General features: G+C 70.6%; 20 protein-coding genes and 1 tRNA gene. 8 read left to right on the forward strand and 13 right to left on the reverse strand.

Annotation, left to right across the window (positions count from 1 at the left end):
- Positions 1-167: 167 nt before the first annotated feature.
- The 5 genes from ACZ5KW_RS10165 to ACZ5KW_RS10185 all read right to left on the reverse strand — a co-directional run bounded on the left by ACZ5KW_RS10165 (position 168) and on the right by ACZ5KW_RS10185 (position 2443).
- Positions 168-644 (reverse strand): hypothetical protein, encoded by a 477-nt coding sequence (locus ACZ5KW_RS10165; RefSeq protein WP_343777753.1) that lies wholly within the window; start codon positions 642-644, stop codon positions 168-170.
- Positions 637-774 carry a hypothetical protein gene (locus ACZ5KW_RS10170; protein ID WP_343777755.1) on the reverse strand — a complete coding sequence of 46 codons (138 nt, stop codon included), beginning with the start codon at positions 772-774 and terminating at the stop codon, positions 637-639. Before ACZ5KW_RS10170 ends, ACZ5KW_RS10165 begins: the two co-directional genes overlap by 8 nt.
- Positions 775-910: 136 nt before the next feature.
- A tRNA-Thr gene (locus tag ACZ5KW_RS10175) sits at positions 911-984 on the reverse strand.
- Positions 985-1045: 61 nt separating this feature from the next.
- A complete protein-coding gene (locus tag ACZ5KW_RS10180) occupies positions 1046-1630 on the reverse strand; it encodes a GNAT family N-acetyltransferase (protein WP_343777757.1) in 585 nt (194 codons plus the stop codon).
- Between the two features lie 87 nt (positions 1631-1717).
- On the reverse strand, positions 1718-2443 hold the full coding sequence (locus tag ACZ5KW_RS10185) for a CBS domain-containing protein (RefSeq protein ID WP_343777758.1): 726 nt from the start codon (positions 2441-2443) through the stop codon (positions 1718-1720).
- Between the two features lie 262 nt (positions 2444-2705).
- On the opposite strand from ACZ5KW_RS10185, the gene udk reads away from it, so the two are divergent.
- Positions 2706-3404 carry a uridine kinase gene (gene udk / locus ACZ5KW_RS10190; protein WP_343777759.1) on the forward strand — a complete coding sequence of 233 codons (699 nt, stop codon included), beginning with the start codon at positions 2706-2708 and terminating at the stop codon, positions 3402-3404.
- Positions 3405-3510: 106 nt separating this feature from the next.
- Here udk and ACZ5KW_RS10195 read toward each other — a convergent pair whose 3' ends face one another.
- Positions 3511-4563 carry a S66 family peptidase gene (locus ACZ5KW_RS10195; protein WP_343777761.1) on the reverse strand — a complete coding sequence of 351 codons (1053 nt, stop codon included), beginning with the start codon at positions 4561-4563 and terminating at the stop codon, positions 3511-3513.
- A gap of 83 nt (positions 4564-4646) precedes the next feature.
- Positions 4647-6029 (reverse strand): DEAD/DEAH box helicase family protein, encoded by a 1383-nt coding sequence (locus tag ACZ5KW_RS10200; RefSeq protein ID WP_343777763.1) that lies wholly within the window; start codon positions 6027-6029, stop codon positions 4647-4649.
- Positions 6030-6078: 49 nt separating this feature from the next.
- Here ACZ5KW_RS10200 and ACZ5KW_RS10205 point away from each other — a divergent pair, with 49 nt between their 5' ends.
- The gene (locus ACZ5KW_RS10205; RefSeq protein WP_343777765.1) at positions 6079-7029 is read left to right on the forward strand and encodes an alpha/beta hydrolase; all 951 of its coding nucleotides are present in this window, start codon (positions 6079-6081) and stop codon (positions 7027-7029) included.
- Between the two features lie 12 nt (positions 7030-7041).
- Here the strand turns inward: ACZ5KW_RS10205 and ACZ5KW_RS10210 are convergent, their stop codons facing one another.
- Positions 7042-7491 carry a universal stress protein gene (locus ACZ5KW_RS10210; RefSeq protein WP_343777766.1) on the reverse strand — a complete coding sequence of 150 codons (450 nt, stop codon included), beginning with the start codon at positions 7489-7491 and terminating at the stop codon, positions 7042-7044.
- Positions 7492-7572: 81 nt separating this feature from the next.
- Here ACZ5KW_RS10210 and ACZ5KW_RS10215 point away from each other — a divergent pair, with 81 nt between their 5' ends.
- The gene (locus ACZ5KW_RS10215) at positions 7573-9207 is read left to right on the forward strand and encodes an amidohydrolase (protein ID WP_343777767.1); all 1635 of its coding nucleotides are present in this window, start codon (positions 7573-7575) and stop codon (positions 9205-9207) included.
- Between the two features lie 81 nt (positions 9208-9288).
- Positions 9289-9537, forward strand: a complete 249-nt coding sequence (locus ACZ5KW_RS10220; protein ID WP_343777769.1) for a SelT/SelW/SelH family protein — start codon at positions 9289-9291, stop codon at positions 9535-9537.
- 14 nt (positions 9538-9551) lie between these two features.
- Here the strand turns inward: ACZ5KW_RS10220 and speB are convergent, their stop codons facing one another.
- Positions 9552-10391: an agmatinase gene (gene speB / locus ACZ5KW_RS10225; protein ID WP_343777771.1), complete on the reverse strand. Its 840-nt coding sequence runs from the start codon at positions 10389-10391 to the stop codon at positions 9552-9554.
- 6 nt (positions 10392-10397) lie between these two features.
- Positions 10398-10775, reverse strand: a complete 378-nt coding sequence (locus ACZ5KW_RS10230) for a translation initiation factor IF-5A (protein ID WP_343777772.1) — start codon at positions 10773-10775, stop codon at positions 10398-10400.
- Positions 10776-10958: 183 nt separating this feature from the next.
- On the opposite strand from ACZ5KW_RS10230, the gene ACZ5KW_RS10235 reads away from it, so the two are divergent.
- Positions 10959-11660: a hypothetical protein gene (locus ACZ5KW_RS10235; protein ID WP_343777774.1), complete on the forward strand. Its 702-nt coding sequence runs from the start codon at positions 10959-10961 to the stop codon at positions 11658-11660.
- 29 nt (positions 11661-11689) lie between these two features.
- Here the strand turns inward: ACZ5KW_RS10235 and ACZ5KW_RS10240 are convergent, their stop codons facing one another.
- Positions 11690-11974, reverse strand: coding sequence for a hypothetical protein (locus tag ACZ5KW_RS10240; RefSeq protein WP_343777776.1), 285 nt, complete (start codon positions 11972-11974; stop codon positions 11690-11692).
- Positions 11974-13125: an aminotransferase class I/II-fold pyridoxal phosphate-dependent enzyme gene (locus ACZ5KW_RS10245; RefSeq protein ID WP_343777778.1), complete on the reverse strand. Its 1152-nt coding sequence runs from the start codon at positions 13123-13125 to the stop codon at positions 11974-11976. Before ACZ5KW_RS10245 ends, ACZ5KW_RS10240 begins: the two co-directional genes overlap by 1 nt.
- A gap of 218 nt (positions 13126-13343) precedes the next feature.
- On the opposite strand from ACZ5KW_RS10245, the gene ACZ5KW_RS10250 reads away from it, so the two are divergent.
- Positions 13344-14369 carry an AI-2E family transporter gene (locus tag ACZ5KW_RS10250; RefSeq protein WP_343777779.1) on the forward strand — a complete coding sequence of 342 codons (1026 nt, stop codon included), beginning with the start codon at positions 13344-13346 and terminating at the stop codon, positions 14367-14369.
- Positions 14370-14442: 73 nt separating this feature from the next.
- Positions 14443-16110: a succinic semialdehyde dehydrogenase gene (locus ACZ5KW_RS10255; protein WP_343777781.1), complete on the forward strand. Its 1668-nt coding sequence runs from the start codon at positions 14443-14445 to the stop codon at positions 16108-16110.
- Between the two features lie 54 nt (positions 16111-16164).
- On the opposite strand, the gene ACZ5KW_RS10260 is transcribed toward ACZ5KW_RS10255, so the two are convergent.
- Positions 16165-16755 carry an NAD(P)/FAD-dependent oxidoreductase gene (locus tag ACZ5KW_RS10260; RefSeq protein WP_343777783.1) on the reverse strand — a complete coding sequence of 197 codons (591 nt, stop codon included), beginning with the start codon at positions 16753-16755 and terminating at the stop codon, positions 16165-16167.
- Between the two features lie 171 nt (positions 16756-16926).
- Here ACZ5KW_RS10260 and ACZ5KW_RS10265 point away from each other — a divergent pair, with 171 nt between their 5' ends.
- Positions 16927-17142, forward strand: coding sequence for a hypothetical protein (locus ACZ5KW_RS10265; protein ID WP_343777785.1), 216 nt, complete (start codon positions 16927-16929; stop codon positions 17140-17142).
- Positions 17143-17168 lie beyond the last annotated feature (26 nt).

A 17168-nucleotide genomic window follows, 5' to 3' on the forward strand; every position in this document is an offset into this window, starting at 1 on the left:
CGCGAATAAAGTCCGTCGAACCACTCGGACCGCCGGACGACGTCGGCCAGACGTCGGCCAGAACGACGGCCCAGTGGCTAACGGACAGTTGCTTACACAGCGCTGCTTGTGGTGATCTACAGGGAGTACAAGCGGAGGCGGAATCCCACGAGTGAAGACCGCCATCGCTACCGCACCTCCTCCGTCTCGGTTTTATTCGCGGACGAAAACACGGCGCCGCGTTTCGCCTCGCTGGCGTCGACGGTGAGACTGCGGTTGCCGCTGGCCGGCGTCTTCACCTCGAAGCCGCGGACGTCCGCGGCGAGCTCCATCAGCGTGTAGCAGTGGTCGGCCGACGGCTCGCCGTCGAATACCTCCCACCGGATGTCGTCGTAGTCAAGCGCGGCGACACCGGAGCCACGAGTCGCCTTCTGGAAGGCGTGCTCGCGGACCATCCCGACCTTGTCGTCACGGGTGAGCTGGGCGTAGTCGCGATCGTCGTCGTGTTCGGAGAGCCGCAGCTCGAGTGAGGTGACGTCCTCGTGGAGCTGCTCGATCTCGGCGGTCGCCTCGTCGAGGTCGGCCTCGAGGCCATTCGCCTTCGCGAGCGCTCGCTGCGCGATGGCGAGGGCGTCACGGGCGGAGACGTCATCGTCCTCAGGCATCGCCGACCACCTCGCCGTCGTCGGCGTGCTCGTCGCACGCGTACCGCTTCCCGTAGCGGTTCTCGATGACGACCTCGGCGTCTTCGCGACAGCCGAGCGCTCCGCAGAACGGTCCAGACGAGACCGCCATCTACGCGGTCACCTCCGTTCCAGCCGCTGACGAGCGACTCGCTATTGCGGCATGTGGTGTAACTACCTGACTCTCGACAGGACACACAACCCCACCGGGGTGCGGATCCGCGTGGGATTGTTCAGAAACTTGATAGAGCCAGGGCAGGGATTTGAACCCCGGAAGTCTCGATTACAAGTCGAGTGCATGAACCACCCATGCTCCCCTGGCGCGTGCGGCCGTACTCGGTCCTCCTATGAGTGCGTGTCGCTTTCCGCGAACCCGGCCGGGGTCAGCCGCTTTCGCCGGTCGCGCCGTCGCCCTCGCCGCCGTCGCCCTCGTCGCCCCTATCGCCGTCATCGCCGCCGCCGTCATCGTCGTCGCCGTCGCGAAGCGGCTTCGTCAACTCGACGCGGTGGCGGTCGTAGCCGCGGTCCGCGTAGAACTCTCGGGCGCGGTCGTTGGCCGCCAGCGCCTCCAGCGCCACGCGGTCGGCACCCTCCCCGGCGAGCGCGCGTTCGGCGGCGTCGAGCAGCGCCGCGCCGATTCCCTCGCCGCGCCACTCAGGGCTCACGTAGAGATTGCTCACGGTGCCGCGAACGCCGTCGCGCTCGTAGCCGCCGCGTTCGACCGAAAATCCCACGAACCCGATCAGACCGGGTTCTCTCTCGCTTTCCCCGTTCGGAGCGCGGGCGACGAGCAGTTCGCCGGTGACGGCCGACTGCGCCGCCCACTCCCGGACCGCCGCGCGGTTCGCCTCGGCGCGAAGCGTGGCGCCGTACTCGCGCTGTCCCGCGGCGAGCGCGACCCACATGTCGGTGACTGCGTCGACGTCGTCGGCGGTCGCCGGCTCGATCCGCGCGCCCGTCTCGGCCATGCGGAGGCCTTCGGCTCGGGGCCTGTTGAGGCTGCCGGCCGGGGAATTGTTCGCTTCGAGGCCGAAGCGGATTTCGCGGCGGTTCGCTCAGATCTCGCGGCAGTTCGGGCAGACGGCCTGCCCGTTGGCGGTGACGAGGTCGGGGACGAGCGCGCCGCAGTTCTCGCAGACGCCCTGCGTCGACGACCCGCTCGGCGCTCCCGCGGCGGGGCCGGCGACGCCGCCGTCGCCCTCGACGGGCCCGTCCCGCGAGCCGGCCGTTTCGCGGTCCGGAGACGCGTCCGGGTTCATCGTCGCCGCGGCGGTCCGCTCCGCGTCGGAGTCGGCGGCGGCCGCGGCCGACAGCACGGCCTCTTTCGGTCGGGACTCACCCGTCCCGGTCTCGTCGCCGAATCCGCCCGCTCCGGTCCCCGCTCGCGGCGCGCCCGCGGCGAGCACGTCGCCGTCCGTGACGACACCGACCGCCTCGCCGTCGTCGACGGCGACGACCCGGTCCGCCCCATCCGCGACGAGGCGCTCCTCGACCGCCGTCAGCGAGTCGTTCGGCGACACCGCCGGGAGCGGCGGTCCCATCGCGTCGGCGACGGCCAACTCGGGGGCGTCCGCCTCCGCGACCGACCCGTCGGCGTCCAACAGCGCGTCGAGCGCGTCGCGCGACTCCAGCCGGCCGATCGGCTGGCCGCCGCGGACGACGACCACGCAGTTCGTCTCCTCTTCGACCAGCAACGCCGCCGCCTCCGAGAGCGAGTCCGACTCGCTGACGCCGAGGAACTCGCGGTGCATCACGTCACGGACCGTGGTGTCTGTTCGCATACGCCACGAATTTGCTCCGAGCGGCTAAAAGGTGCCCCCGATACCGTTATGTCGGCACCGGTCGTACGGTTGCGATCGGTTCGCATACGCGCCGGCGACCACGGACAGGTGCGTGCCTCATCCGTCCGCGCCGAGGCCGCGATCGCGCGCGGTGACGGCGACGAGCGTCGGCGGCGGCGCCCCCCACGGTCCGCAGCCACGCTGTGGATCGCCAGCGGGGACGAAAGGGAGCGTTCAAACCCTCGGCCGTTCGAACTGCGGTATGACCATTCCCTCGTTCGTGATCGGGATCGCGGGGGGGACGGGCGCCGGGAAGACGACGGTCTCCCGCCTCGTCACTCGCGACCTCGGCGACAGCGTCACCCGTATCCCGCTCGACAACTACTACCAGGACCTCTCGCACCTCGACTTCGAGGAGCGGCAGGAGGTCAACTACGACCACCCCTCGGCGTTCGAGTGGGAACTGCTGCGAGACCACCTCGAGGCCCTGTTACAGGGGCAGTCCGTCGATATGCCGCAGTACGACTTCGAGATACACAACCGCAAGGAGGAGCGCGTCACGGTCGAACCGACCGACGTGATCGTGTTGGAGGGAATTCTGTCGCTGTACGACGAGGAGATAAACGACATGATGGACCTCCGGCTGTTCGTCGAGACGGACGCCGACGTCCGCATCCTGCGGCGGATCCGCCGCGACGTCATCGAACGCGGCCGCGACCTGGAGGGCGTCATCGACCAGTACCTCTCGACCGTGAAGCCGATGCACGAGCAGTTCATCGAGCCGTCGAAGAAACACGCCGACGTGATCATCCCGGAGGGCGCCAACAGCGTGGCGGTGAACCTCCTCGAAGAGAAGCTCCGCGCCGAGGTCGAGGGCGACGCGGTCAGGAGCTGGGAGCGCGGGAGCCTCGAACAGGAGCTCGGCGAGAAGCGCTCGCTCGACCTCGACGGCGACGACTGAATCGAGCTGTCCGAGTGCGTTCCGCGGCGTCGACGGCGCTCCGCCGACGAACTCGCTCCGCTCCCGTCGACACCGCCGTCGGCGAGGGCTTCGCCCCGCAGTGAGGTCAGTGGAGACGGAGCGACTCGCTCGCGGGGTCGATCTCGACTTCACCGCCGATCGGGATCGGACAGGTCGGGTACGTGTGGCCGAACTCGCAGTCGAAGACGACGGGAGCGTTCGGAACGTACCTCTCGAGGACATCGGCGATCGCGTCGCGCTGGCGCTCTCGATAGTCCTCCCGCCACTTCGGCGGGTGGGCCTCGGCGTGTGAGCGCGCGGCGGCGCGCCCGACGAGCACGCCGTCGAACCGTTCGAGGAGCCCGCGCTCGCCGAGCGCCCGGAGGTTCGCGCCGACGACGGCGGGGTCGGGGACCAGCTCGCTCGTCTCTACGGCGAGAACGGCCCCCTCCAGCGCCTCGGGGTCGGGCAGGTACCGGCCGGCGAGGAACTGCTCGACGAGGACCGCGTGGCAGCCGCCCCAGATCCGACCCGAGACGGTCGCCTCCCCACCTCGCCAGGTCCGGCCGTCGGACCGTTCGATATCGCGCGTGGTCTCGACCGACTCCGAGTCCTCCCAGTCGCCGGCCTCGTCCGTGAAGACCGCCGCCTCGGTCCACTCGCCGATCGAGTCCTCGAAGAGCGCGCGCCGCAGGTACTCCTCGGTGTAGTCGAACATCTCGCCGTCCATCGCGTACTCGAGCAGCGTCGACCCGCCGTAGTACGAGACGATCCCCTGATTCCAGAGGAACAGGGCCAGGTTGGTGTTGTCCGAGTAGCCGTAGAACCGCGTCGGATGATCGCGGAGGACGTCGCCGTCGAGATGCGGGAGGACGGAGATCTGATCGTGCCCTCCAATGTTGGCGATCACGGCCGAGACGTCCGGATCGCGGAAGGCGTCCATGACGTCTCGAGCGCGCGCCTCCGGACTGTCCGCGAGCCACTCCGGGTCGGCGGTCGCGGTGGGGTACTCGACCGGGTCGAGGTCGAAGCCCTCGCGCATTCGTTCGAGACCGAGTTCGTAGACGAACCGAGCGGACTCGGGGGCGTTCGACGCCGGGGCGACGACCGCGACCCGGTCGCCGGGGTCGACGGGCGGTGGGGTGACGAAATCGGCCATGACGGACTCCCCACCGCGGCGCCGGATAATTCTTCCTCGGCCGTGTGAGACCGTCTCGGACGCGTCGGGCGGCCGCCGGGATGTCAGCGTCGCCGGCCGGCCACTCTCTCCTCGGCGGTCTCGGCGCTGACGAGTTCGTAGAGGGTCGCCCGCCCGCCGTCGTCTTTCGGCCGGAGGACGCGGCCGAGCCGCTGGGTGAACTCCCGTTCGCTGCCCGATCCAGACAGCACGACCGCGACGTTCGCGTCGGGCACGTCGACGCCCTCGTCTAAGACGTTCGCGGCGACGACTCGCCCGTAGGTGCCGTCGCGGAAGCGGGAGAGGATCTCGCGCCGCTCTTTCGCGCCCGTTTCGGCGGTTATCGCGGGCAGCAGGAACCGCTCGGAGAGGCGGTATACGAGGTCGGTGTGGGCCGTGAACACGATCACGCGGTCGTCGCGGTGACGGTCGAGGATCGCCGCGAGCCGGTCGACCTTGCGGCTCGCGTTCATCATGATCTCGCGGGCGTCCTGTTTCGCCAAGAGCGCCTCCCGCGCGGCCGGGTCGTTGCCGGAGCGTTTGACCAGTTCCTGATAGTCGCTCCCGCTCGTGAACGTGATCCCGGCGTCGCGGACGTACTCGACGAACGTGCCCTGCTTCTCGTCGTAGCGCTCGCGTTCAGCGTCGGTCAGTTCCACCTCGATCCGCCGGATATCGTAGGCGGCGAGGTGGTCGCCGGCCAGGTCGTCGACGTCGAGCGCGTAGACGCGGTCGCCGATCAGCTCCGCGACCGCCTCGTGAGCGCCGTCGGGGCGCTCGAAGGTGGCGGTGAGCCCGAGTCGGGCGGGCGCGGCGAGCAGTCGCGCCGCGTCGCGGTACCCCTCGCCGCCGAGGTGGTGGGCCTCGTCGAAGACGACGAACTCGAAGGCGTCGCCGACGCCGTCGGCCTTGAGGTACGCCGAGTCGTACGTCGATACCGTGATCGCCTCGCGGCGCTGTTCGCCGCCGCCGAACCGGCCGATCGGCACGTCGAACTCGCGTTCCAACTCGCGTTGCCACTGGTCTAAGAGGTCGACCGTGGGGACGACGACGAGCGTCGGCACGCCGAGTTCGACCATCGCGCGGATCGCGATCACGGTCTTGCCCGCGCCGGTCGGCAGTTCGATCACGCCGCGGTCGCCGGCGTCGCGCCACGCGTCGAGCGCCTCGCGCTGGTACTCCCGGAGCTCGTAGTCGGTGGCGAGCGCGTCCGGCAGCCCGGCCTCGGTCGCGGCGCGGTCGCTCGCGTCGAGGACGCGGTCGTCGACGGAGACGCCGGCCACCCGGAGCGCCCGCCGGAGCTCCGCGTACCGGTACGCCGGCGCGCGGCCGGTCCCCGAGCGCGGGTCGGTCTCGACGCCGGGCAGCGGCGGCAGCGCGTCGGGGTCGAGGTCGGCGTCCGCGTCGACCCGGACCGTGCCGTTCTCGTAGGTCAACCGGACGTCCATCGCCCGACGTTGCCGACCGACTTACAAAGGCCCACCGCCTCGGTCCGCCATGCGCGCGGACGCACTCGACCCGGACCTCGCGGCGGCCGTCGACGAGATCGAGTCGCTGGGGCTGCCGGGCTGGAGCGACCTCTCGGTCGACGCCGCCCGCCGCCTCGAAGACGACCTGTTCTCCGGGCCGCCCGAACCGCCCGTGGCCGATGTCCGCGACTTCGCGTTCGACGGGCCTCACGGCGAGGTGCCCGTCCGGGTGTACCGCCCCGAGGAAACGCTCGGCGACCCGACCGCGAGGAGCCGAGCGCTCGTCCACCTCCACGGCGGCGGGTGGACGCTGGGCACGCTCGACTCGGTCGACGGCATCTGTCGCGAACTCGCGGTCCGTTCGGGTGCGGTCGTGGTCTCGGTTGACTATCGCCTCGCGCCCGAACACCCGTTCCCGGTCCCCGTCGACGAGGCGACCGCGGCGGTCGAATGGGTCGTCGAGACGGCGGACGCGCTCGGCGTCGACCCGGACCGTGTCGGTGTTTCCGGAACCAGCGCGGGCGGGGCGCTCGCGGTCGCGGCGTCGCTCCGGGCTCGCGAGCTCGACGACTCGCCGACCCCGGCCGGTCAGTTCCTCCTGTATCCGATCGCGGGCCGCGACTTCGAGACGGACTCCTACCGGGAGAACGCGGACGGTCCGCTGCTCACCCGGGCTGACATGCGGTGGTTCTACGAGCGGTACCTGCGGAGCCCGGTCGACGCCGCGAACCCCTACGCCGTCCCGCTCCGGGCGTCGGACCTCGGTGACCTGCCGCCCGCGACGGTCGTCACGGCGGGGTTCGACCCGCTCAGAGACGACGGCGTCGCGCTCGCGGACCGGTTCGAGCGCGAGGGGACTCCCGTCCGGAACCGGCACTACCCGGCGATGGCGCACGGCTTCTGTAGTCTCGCCGACCGGGTGCCGACGGCGGAAACGGCGCTCGCCGCGGTCGCGGACGACGTGCGTGAGCGGCTGTAGGGCGGTCGCGGCTCAGCCCTCGACGGTCGTCTTCACGATGCTCACCGGCGCGGTCGACTGCCGGGAGACGCGCTCGGTGACGGAGCCGAGCATCCGCCGGTAGTCGCCGGACCGCGTCTTCGATCCCATCACGGTGAGGTCGACGGTCTCCTCGTCTGCGTACCGAAGGATCTCCTCGTGCGGGACGCCGTACCGCAGCGCGGTCACCGTCTCCACGCCGGCCTCGCGAGCCCGGTCGGCAACCGCGTCGAGGGCCTCGCGACCCGTCTCTTCGAGCGTCTCTCCCGCGCCCTCGGCGCCGTCGACGAACTCGTCGCCGGAGTAGGCGTTCACCACGTCGCTGTCGACGACGTAGAGGACGTGGAGCGTCGCGCCGTAGCGGTCGGCGGCGTCGATCGCGTGGTCGATCGCGCGGTCGACGCCGGGGCTTCCGTCTGTGGGGAGGAGCACGTGGTCGTACATACGCGGCGGTTCTCCGGGCGAGCGAATAAAACGATCGCCGTTTCCCGAACGGTTAACAGGCTGTGTCTCCGCCGAATTGCCATGACAGAGGCCGCGGATCGGATCTTCGTCGACGGGGAGGTACACACGCTCGCGGACCCCGACGACGGCGGCGACACGGTCCACGAGGCCGTCGCCGTGCGCGACGGCGAGATCGTTCGGACCGGGCGGACCCGCGACGTGAAGCGGCTCGCTGGCGTCGCCACCGACGTGGTTGACCTCGACGGGCGCGTCCTCCTCCCCGGGTTCGTCGACGCGCACACGCACCTGACGACCGTGGGACGGTACCTCGTCCACGCCGACCTCTCGGCCGCCGACTCGCCGAGAGGGGCCGTCGACCTGCTGGCCGACCGGGCCGTCGAGGTCGAAGAGGCCGAAGAAGCGGAGCGGGCGGACCCCGACGGAAACTCGTCGGGCGGTGACGGGAACGCGGCCGGCGACGGATGGATTCTCGGCTACGGCTACGACGAGTCGACGTGGACGGAGTCGCGGTACCTCACCCGCGAGGACCTCGACCGCGTCTCGACCGAGCGTCCGGTCGCGGCGTTCCGCGAGGACATGCACGTCGCCGCGGTCAACGGCGTCGCGCTCGATCGGTTCGCGGACGAACTCGCCGACGCGCCGGCGGAGACGGTGCCGACCGACGCCGACGGCGAACCGACCGGCGTCCTCCTCGAAGCCGCCATCGACCCGATCTACCGGGCGGTCGAGCCGGGCCCCGACGAGACGCGCGCGGTCGTCGAGGCGGCCCTCGACCACTGCGCGGCCCGCGGGATCACGGGGTTCCACGACATGGTTCGCGACTCGCAAGCCCCGCGCGTCTACCGCGACCTCGACGCGGCCGGGGAGCTGACCGCCCGCGTCCGGATCAACTACTGGACCGACCACCTCGACGCGGCCCGCGAGGTCGGCCTCGCCACGAACGCCGGGAGCGACCGCGTCGAGACCGGCGCGATCAAGTCGTACACGGACGGGAGTTTCGGCGGACGGACCGCCCGCCTCTCGGAGCCGTACGCGGACGACGACGAGGCGACCGGACAGTGGGTCGTCGACCCCGCGGAACTGCGTGAGGCCGTCGCGAAAGCGACCGAGGCGGGCTTCCAATTCACCGCCCACGCGATCGGCGACGAGGCGGTCGCGGCCGTGTTAGACGCCTACGAGGACGCCTCTGAGACCGATCCGGGAGACGCGCGCCACCGGATCGAACACGTCGAGCTGGCCGACGACGCGGCGATCGAGCGGCTCGCCGAGAGCGGCGTCGTCGCCAGCGTCCAACCGAACTTCCTCAAGTGGGCCGGCGAGGACGGGCTCTACGAGTCGCGGCTCGGCCCCGATCGCACCGCCGAGACGAACCGCTACCGCGACATGCTCGACGCCGGGGTCCGGCTCGCGTTCGGCTCCGACGGGATGCCGATGGACCCGCTGTTCGGCGTCCACCACGCGGTCAACGCCCCGGCCGACGCCCAGCGGCTCACCGTCACCGAGGCGCTGCGAGCGTACCCAACCGGCGCCGCCTACGCCGGCTTCGACGAGGACCGACTCGGGACGATCGAACCGGGCAAGCGCGCGGACTTCGTCGCGCTCGACGCGTCGCCGTGGGAGAACGCCGACGAGATCGACGAGATCGACGTCGCCGCGACCGTCGTCGACGGCGAGGTCGTGTTCGACGACAGGTGACGTTCGGCGGGAGCGACCGCGGAACCCGCAATCGCTGCCAGAAAACAGTAGTTATTAATCATGTAGTTCCAACGCGAGGGTATGACGGAGATTGCCATCGAGTACGCCGCGGGCGACCGGCTTCGCTCGGAAGCGGAGACCGCCCGTCGACTCATCGACGCGTATCTCGGCGACCGGTCCGAGGTCGACCGAGTCACGCTCTCGCCCTCCAGCGAATCGGTGTTCTGCGTGAGCGTCGAAGGAGACCGCATCTGGTGTACCGACCCTCGCGAGTGGATCGACGCGATGGAAGCGGTAACCGCCGCACGGCGACGGCTCTCCGAGCTTTGAGCGCCCGTCGCCCGTCAGTTGACCCGCCCGTCGGCGGCCGACGCGCGGGCGTGAACGAACTCCCGCAGTAGCTTCCCGGCCAGCGCCGCCGACTGCCCGTCGTCGCGGTCGTTCACCTCGACGACGTCGAACCCATCCGCGTGGGGGGCGGCCGCCCGAACGAGGTCGCGAACCTCGCGGGGTTCCAGTCCGAACGGCTCCATCGTTCCGGTTCCGGGGGCGTAGGCCGGATCGAGGGCGTCGATGTCGACGGAGCAGTACACCGACTCGTCGGCGAATGAGTCGCCGTCGAGCGCGTCGATCCACGCCCTCGCGTCCTCGGGTCGGACGACCTCGACGTCGGCGTCGGCCGCGCGCTCCCACTCCGCCTCGGAGCCCGTCCGAGCGCCGACGATCACGGCGCGGTCGACCCCGAGGTCGTCGAGACAGCGGCGCGTGACGCAGGCGTGGTTCATGGGGTTCCCGTCGTACTCCGCACGGAGGTCGAGGTGCGCGTCACAGACGACGAGGGCGTCTGGGTCGACGGCGTCGACGCCGGCGTAGGTGACGGTGTGCTCGCCGCCGACGAGCAGGGGGACGGCGCCGTCGTAGGCGACGCTCCGCAGTTCGGCGGCGAGGTGATCGAGGTACGCCGGCACGTCGTCCCACGGGCGCACGTCGCCCGCGTCGTGGACGCCGAGCGCGGAGAAGCGACTGTCGGTGCGTCGGTCGTAGTCGTCGTAGCTCTCCGAGAAGCGCCGGACCCGGTCCGGTCCGAACCGGGTGCCCGGCTGAAAAGTGGTCGTGGCGTCGAGCGGAGCGCCGACGACCACGTACGAAGCAGCTTCGCGGTCCGTCGTCGCTCCGGGGAACATTCCCGACTACCCGAGGATCTTTCGCTGGCCCTCGTAATCGAGGTACTCGATGTTCTCGTCCGAGGTGAAGTCCTCGCCCTCGGGGATCCGCATCGTGAAGGTGTCGTAGGTGTCGAGATCCATCACCTGAACCTCGTCACCGCTGACGTTGACGACCTGGCCCTGCTTCCGTTCGACGATGGGGACCCACACCTTCGCGTCGACCGGCTGCGAGAGCGAGCGCTTCCTGTCGTCGAAGACGCCCTTGCCCTCGACGCGGGCCTTCGCGCTGCCGTGTTTTCCGGGTTTGGCGGTGCTGTAATGGTTGATCTTACAGGGCACGTCGTCCATCATCACGTAGCTGCCCTCCTGGAGTTCGCGAACCTGCTTCTGCTCTCGCGGCATAAGCGGTATTTCCGGAGGCGCGGGTATAAACGGTTTGGAACGCCGCCGCTCCGCGTGTCGAGACGCGCTCGGGCCGCGCTTGGCACTCGGAGAGCGGCGTCCGCCTCGACGAACGGATCGTGAACGACGCCGCGACCGTGCTCGGTGGAAACACGTAAGTCGAATCCGTTTGGATCGCCCGACGTGTCCCCGACTCTACCTTCCCTCACGCTCGACGCATCGGTTTCGACCGCCGTTTCGGCCGGCAGTCCCGCGTCTCTCGGTCCGGTCGCGCTCCCGCTGACGGCCGGCGGACTCGCGTTCGCCGCAGCGGTCGCGACCGGCGGCCTCATGTTACTCGGAGGGATCGCCGTGTACGCGTTCAGATCGAGTGACGAGCGGGTCGACCGCGTCGCCGACGCGCTCGACGGCGACCTCCCCGCACCGACCGACGCGCCGGTCCGCGAGGGCGCCGACGTCCCGGCGGACGCCGGACTTCACGAGGTCGCCACCCACGACGACGGCGCCCCCGTGTACGTCCCCGTCGTGCGGATCCCGCTGGCGACGACCGACCCCGGCATGGACGGGGTGTACCGCCACGCCGCCGCCGCGGTCGCGGCGCTCCACGACGAGTTTGACGACGCCCACGTCCGCGGCTACGACGTCGATTTCGGACTCGACGACGGGTCGCTGGGCGGGATCGGGCGGACGGTGAAACGAGTCGCGGTCCCGCCGGCGCTCGCCGAACGGCTCCGCGACCCAGACTACGACCATCGAGACCTGCGGGGAGACGTCGCCGAGCGCGACGACGGCGACCCCGGCGTCCCGCCCGTCGACTGGGGCGAGCCGCTGAGCTACGCCGGCGGGGGCGGGTCGGCAGCGGCGGCGACGGCCGCGACGACGTAGCACGGATCGGACTGCTTTCGAAAAGCGGCTTACGGGTCGAGTTCGTCGACGTACTCCTCGGGCTCGTCCTCGTCGTCGACGTTGCCGTCCGGCGGGACGAAGCTCCCCGTGTAGAGGTAGCTGACGAGGAACATGACGACGAACCCGACGCCGACCGCGGCCGTCGTCCGGACGACGAACGGGAAGTCGACGAAGTAGAGCGCGCGGTCCGCGATCGCGATGGCGACGACCGTGACCAGCAGTATCTTCTGTTCGTCGGTCGGGTTGCGGACGAACTCGACCACGTCGTCTTTGAGGTCGCCGAACAGCCCCATCAGTCGTCACCTCCCGTCGTCGCCGTCGCGTCGGACTCGGCTGCCGCCTCGATCACGTCGCTCACGCGGTCGAGCCCCTCTTCGAGCTCGTCGGTCGGGAGTCCGAACCCGATCCGGAAGCGGTTCGGGAAGCCGAACAGGTGGCCGGGCGCGAGGACGACGCTCGCCTCCTCGACGACCGTCCGGCAGAACGACTCGGCGCCGTCGAAGCCGTCGGGGACCGTCACGAACGCGTTGACGCCGACCGGGTCGAGCCAGTCGAGGTCGTGACCGTCGACCCACGCCGCGACGGTCTCGCGGTGCGCGGCGGCCAACTCTCGGTTCTCCCGGAGGATGCCGTCCTCGCGCCGGCCGAGCGCCTGCTTCGCGACGTGTTGGCCGAACAGGCTCGGCGAGATGGTCGTGTAGTCCTTCCAGCGCCACGCGCGCTCGACCACGGGCTCGGGGCCGGCGATCCAGCCGAACCGGAGACCGGCGAGCCCGTACGCCTTCGTGAGGCTCGTCGTCGAGATGCCGTGTGCCCCGTAGCTCGCGACCGGCGACTGCGGGTCCTCGGCGAGCAGGCGGTACACCTCGTCACAGAGGAGGTACGCGTCGCGGTCGACGGCGACGTCGTACACCGCCCGCATCGCGTCCTCGTCGTGGTACCGTCCGGTGGGATTGTTCGGGTTGTTGACGACGATCACCGCGGTGTCGTCGCGGGCCGCTTCGGCGACCGCCTCGGGGTCGAGTTCCCACTCCGGCGGCTCGAGCTCGACGCGCGTCACGTCGCCGAACGCGTCCGGGACGGCGTGGAGCGCCTGATACGTCGGCGTGACGACGACCGCGTGCGCGCCGGAGCCGACGCCCGCCTCGCCGCCGTCGCCGTCGACGGCGTGCTCGTCGCCGAGCAGCGAGAGGAAGGTCAGGAAGTTCGCCTCCTGGGTGCCGCAGGTGAACAGGACCTCGTCGGCGGACCGGTCGTAGCGGTCGCCGACGGACGCCCGGAACTCGGGGTCGCCGTTCGTCGGGATCACGTAGCCGAGTTTCCCCGGGTCGAGGTCGAACCGACTCGCGTCGAGCGACCGGATGCCGCTCTCGGCCAGCATGATGTCGGCCTCGTGCTCGTACTCCGCGAACCAGCGTTCGAGGCCGAACGGGTCGATGCGCATACCCCTCATCGGACCGGCGCGAGGTTAGGTGCTACGGTCCCTAACGGCGGCGGCGAGTCCGAGCGGCACGACCCGGCACGCGGCGGTTCGGGTCCCGGTCGTCTCGCGCCGTCGACCGCGGCCGGCTCCGAGAATCGACGACCGCGGGACCGCGGGGCCGCGATCCCTCGCGACGACGCCACCGCAACGACTTTTGCCACCGATTGCGACCCGGTACCATGGTACTGAACCGACGGCGACTGTTGAGCGCGTTACTCTTCGCGATGGCCGCGCTCGCAGCCGTCGTATTGGCGGAGGTGCTGCGAACCGTCGTCTTCGCCGTCACCCTCGCGTACGTCCTCTACCCCGTCCGCCAACGGCTCGTCCGCCACGGCCTCTCCCGTCGGATCGCGTGTGCCGCGACCACGGTCATCGCCTTCCTCGCCGCCGCGCTCCTCGTGGCCCCGCTCCTGTACGTGCTGTATCAGCGCCGGTCGGAGCTGATCGTCATCCTCGAACGGATTCCCGACGTCGTCCCGATCAGCGTCGGCGACTTCGAGACGGTCATCGAGATCGCGCCGTACGCGGCGGCCGCCGAGGCGTGGGTCCGACAGGTCGCGATCGCCGTCGCGAGCGCGGCGCCCGTCCTCGTCTTGGAGCTGGTCGTGTTCACGTTCCTCGTCTACGGGATCCTGTACCGGCCGGTGGCGGTCGAGACGGCCGTCTTCAGCATCGTTCCCCCGGAGTATCAGGACATTCCGATGCGGCTCCACGAGCGCACGCGGGAGACGCTGTACTCGATCTACGTCCTCCAGGCCGCGACGGCGGCGGCGACGTTCGTCCTCGCGCTCTCGGTGTTCCGGGTGCTCGGGTACTCCTCGCCGATCCTGTTGGCCGTCATCGCCGGCGTCTTCCAGTTCATCCCCGTGGTCGGCCCCAGCATCCTCGTCGTCGGCCTGGCCACCGGCGACTTCCTGGTCGGCGAGCCCGGGCGTGCCGTCGCCGTGCTGGTGTTGGGCCTCGTCATCGTCTCCTTCGTCCCCGACGCGGTGATCCGGACGCAACTCGCGGGCTGGGCCGGCAAGATATCGCCGGGACTGTACTTCGTCGGGTTCGTCGGCGGGATACTCTCGCTCGGCGCGGTCGGGCTCATCGTCGGCCCCCTCGTCGTGTCGCTGCTCGTCGAAGTGATCGACATGCTCTCCGAGGGAGAGGAGCCGCCGGCCGCCGAACCGGCGGTGGAGACGACCGACGCGACGGACTGACCCGCGTTCACCCGCTGCGACCGGTTACCCACCGGCACGACTTTCCCCGCTCCGCTCCTGATCTGAGTAACGGATGGCTTTCACGGACTCTTCCGAGGCAGGCGCCCCCGACGCACCTGAGACCCCCGACGCGTTCACGGGCGCGGCCTCGCTCGCCCCGCGCCGGCTGTCGACGCTCGCCGACCGAGTCGCACAGGGATCCGGGGCCGACGCCGACTCGTCGGCCGCCGTCATCGAGGTCGCCGCGCCCGCGACGGGCGAGCGGATCGGTGCCGTTCCGGCCTCTGACGCCGCCGACGTCGAGGCCGCGGTCGAGCGCGCCCGCGAGGCGCAGGCCGAGTGGGCCGACACGCCCGCGACGGAGCGCGCGCGGATCGTCGACCGGTTCGGCGACCTCGTCGCGGACCGCCGCGGGGAGCTGCTCGACCTCCTCCAGTTGGAGACCGGGAAGTCGCGGCGCACCGCGGTCGAGGAACTGTTCGACGTGCCCACGGGCTGTTCGTACGTCGCCGGCGAGGCGCCCGACGTGCTCGCCGAGGAGCGGCGCCGCGGCGTGGCGCCCGGACTCTCGACCGCGACGGTGACCCGCGAACCGACCGGGGTCGTCGGGGTCATCTCGCCGTGGAACTACCCCCTGACGCTGTCGATGGCGGACGCGATCCCCGCGCTGGCCGCCGGCAACGCCGTCGTCCTCAAACCGGACGAGAAGACGCCGTACGGCGCGCTGCTGCTCGACGAACTGCTGGAGGTCGCGGGGCTCCCGGACGGCCTCTTTCAGGTCGTCACCGGCGAGGGGCCGACCGTCGGCCCGCCGCTGATCGACGCGGTCGACCACGTCGCGTTCACCGGCAGCACGGCGACCGGCCGGGTCATCGCCGAGCGCGCGGGCCGGAACCTGATCGAGTGCTCGCTGGAACTCGGCGGCAACAACCCGCTCGTCGTCTGCGGCGACGCGGACGTGGACGAGGCCGCGCGGGGCGCGGTCCAAGCGTGCTTCTCGAACGCGGGGCAGCTCTGCCTGTCGGCGGAGCGGCTCTACGTCGTCGAGTCCGCGTACGAGGAGTTCCTCGACGCCTTCGTCCGGGAGACCGAGGCGCTGACGCTCGGGACCGGCTACGACTACGACGCCGACCTCGGGTCGCTCGTCGACGCGGACCAGCTGGCGCGGGTCGAGTCGCACGTCGCGGACGCCCGCGAGCGCGGCGCGACCGTCGAGACTGGCGGACGCGCGCGCCCGGACGTCGCCCCGTACTGCTACGAGCCGACGATCCTGACCGGCGTCGACCCGGACGCGACGGTCGCCTGCGAGGAGACGTTCGGCCCCGTCGTCGCGGTGACGCCGGTGCCCGACGAGGCCGCGGCGGTCGCGGCCGCCAACGACTCGCCGTACGGCCTCAACGCGAGCGTCTGGACCGCCGACCGCGAGCGCGGCGCCGAACTCGCCCGCGAGATCGACTGCGGGACGGTGAACGTCAACGACGCGTTCCTCGCCACGTGGGGCGCCGTCGACGCGCCGATGGGCGGGTTCGGCGACTCCGGGATCGGCCGCCGGCACGGGCCGGAGGGAATTCGCAAGTACACCGAGACCCGGACGGTCGGCGTCTCGCGGATCGGACCACTGACCTTCCCGGACCGGATCCCGACCGACTGGTTCGTCGGCGGCGCGTTCGCCGCGCTGCGGGTCGCCGGCCGGGTGCGCCGCGGCGTCGACGCGGTCCGGCGGCGACTGTCACGCCGCTGAGCGACGCTGGCCGGTCGAAATACGAAGGAAACGCTGCGACCGCTGCGGCCGGCGTTACGCGTCGTCGTCGATCAGGTCGCCGAACACCGACGCCGCGGTGTCGGGCACGTCGAAGTCGTGGTAGTGCTCGCCCTTCTCGTTCGAGAGGATGTTGAGCGCGGCCGCGGCGCCGTCGCCGGCGGAGATGGCCGCCTGCCACTCCTCGGCGCGGGCCATCGCGCCGGTGGCGTAGACGCCGTCGACGCTGGTCTCCGTCGAGAGGTCGACGCTCACGGTGTCGTCGTCGTCGAACTCGCAGCCGAGCGACTCGGCGAGGTCGCGGTTCGCGCCCGTCGCGAGGACGACGTAGTCGGCCTCGTACTCCTCGTCCTCGGTCGTCACGGTGAAACCGTCGCCGACCGCTTCGACGCCCGTGACCTTCTCGCCCTGGTGCCGGTCGACGCCGAAGTCGTCGACCTGCTGGCGGGCGGTGGCCATGAACTCGCTGCCGCCGACCGATCCCACGCCGAGGTAGTTGAACAGGTGCGCCTTGTGCATCCACGTCCCGTCCGTGTCGAAGAGGACGGTGTCGAGTCCGTTCTTGCTCGCGAACAGCCCCGCGCTCAGGCCCGCCGGTCCACCGCCGACAATTGCGACGTTCGTCATGGCCCCGATAACGCGGCTGATCGGATAAGCGTTGGCGGAAGCGGGGATCGACGAGACCGGTCGAGAGCGGGGGTTCGCGGGCGGCGACGGTCCGCCGGGCGCGCTCCGGTCGGCGGGCCGGAGTCGAATCGGAATGCAAATACCCGAACGGGGCTAAGAGTATATATCCAAATGACAGAGAGTAACGGTTCCGGCCGGGTTCCCAGTCAGCCGGTCGTCGTTCAGGAAGACTCCCATCAAAACGAGATTCCGGACAACATCGACTCGGAGCTGTATTCGGCGGACAGCCCCACCAACTCGTTCCACGAGTTCACGATCGAACCCGGAGACGACCTCGTCGAAGCGCTCCGTAACAACGGCTACACGGTCGAGTTCAGAGACCGGTAGCGGGCCGGTCGTCCGCTCGCTGCTCC

This window comes from Halorubrum ejinorense (genome assembly GCF_055389685.1).

Bases quoted from the DNA above. Each gene is read 5' to 3' on its own strand.
- ACZ5KW_RS10165 (WP_343777753.1), bottom strand. From the start codon at position 644: ATGCCTGAGGACGATGACGTCTCCGCCCGTGACGCCCTCGCCATCGCG.
- ACZ5KW_RS10170 (WP_343777755.1), bottom strand. From the start codon at position 774: ATGGCGGTCTCGTCTGGACCGTTCTGCGGAGCGCTCGGCTGTCGCGAA.
- ACZ5KW_RS10180 (WP_343777757.1), bottom strand. From the start codon at position 1,630: ATGGCCGAGACGGGCGCGCGGATCGAGCCGGCGACCGCCGACGACGTC.
- ACZ5KW_RS10185 (WP_343777758.1), bottom strand. From the start codon at position 2,443: ATGCGAACAGACACCACGGTCCGTGACGTGATGCACCGCGAGTTCCTC.
- udk (WP_343777759.1), top strand. From the start codon at position 2,706: ATGACCATTCCCTCGTTCGTGATCGGGATCGCGGGGGGGACGGGCGCC.
- ACZ5KW_RS10195 (WP_343777761.1), bottom strand. From the start codon at position 4,563: ATGGCCGATTTCGTCACCCCACCGCCCGTCGACCCCGGCGACCGGGTC.
- ACZ5KW_RS10200 (WP_343777763.1), bottom strand. From the start codon at position 6,029: ATGGACGTCCGGTTGACCTACGAGAACGGCACGGTCCGGGTCGACGCG.
- ACZ5KW_RS10205 (WP_343777765.1), top strand. From the start codon at position 6,079: ATGCGCGCGGACGCACTCGACCCGGACCTCGCGGCGGCCGTCGACGAG.
- ACZ5KW_RS10210 (WP_343777766.1), bottom strand. From the start codon at position 7,491: ATGTACGACCACGTGCTCCTCCCCACAGACGGAAGCCCCGGCGTCGAC.
- ACZ5KW_RS10215 (WP_343777767.1), top strand. From the start codon at position 7,573: ATGACAGAGGCCGCGGATCGGATCTTCGTCGACGGGGAGGTACACACG.
- ACZ5KW_RS10220 (WP_343777769.1), top strand. From the start codon at position 9,289: ATGACGGAGATTGCCATCGAGTACGCCGCGGGCGACCGGCTTCGCTCG.
- speB (WP_343777771.1), bottom strand. From the start codon at position 10,391: ATGTTCCCCGGAGCGACGACGGACCGCGAAGCTGCTTCGTACGTGGTC.
- ACZ5KW_RS10230 (WP_343777772.1), bottom strand. From the start codon at position 10,775: ATGCCGCGAGAGCAGAAGCAGGTTCGCGAACTCCAGGAGGGCAGCTAC.
- ACZ5KW_RS10240 (WP_343777776.1), bottom strand. From the start codon at position 11,974: ATGGGGCTGTTCGGCGACCTCAAAGACGACGTGGTCGAGTTCGTCCGC.
- ACZ5KW_RS10245 (WP_343777778.1), bottom strand. From the start codon at position 13,125: ATGCGCATCGACCCGTTCGGCCTCGAACGCTGGTTCGCGGAGTACGAG.
- ACZ5KW_RS10250 (WP_343777779.1), top strand. From the start codon at position 13,344: ATGGTACTGAACCGACGGCGACTGTTGAGCGCGTTACTCTTCGCGATG.
- ACZ5KW_RS10255 (WP_343777781.1), top strand. From the start codon at position 14,443: ATGGCTTTCACGGACTCTTCCGAGGCAGGCGCCCCCGACGCACCTGAG.
- ACZ5KW_RS10260 (WP_343777783.1), bottom strand. From the start codon at position 16,755: ATGACGAACGTCGCAATTGTCGGCGGTGGACCGGCGGGCCTGAGCGCG.
- ACZ5KW_RS10265 (WP_343777785.1), top strand. From the start codon at position 16,927: ATGACAGAGAGTAACGGTTCCGGCCGGGTTCCCAGTCAGCCGGTCGTC.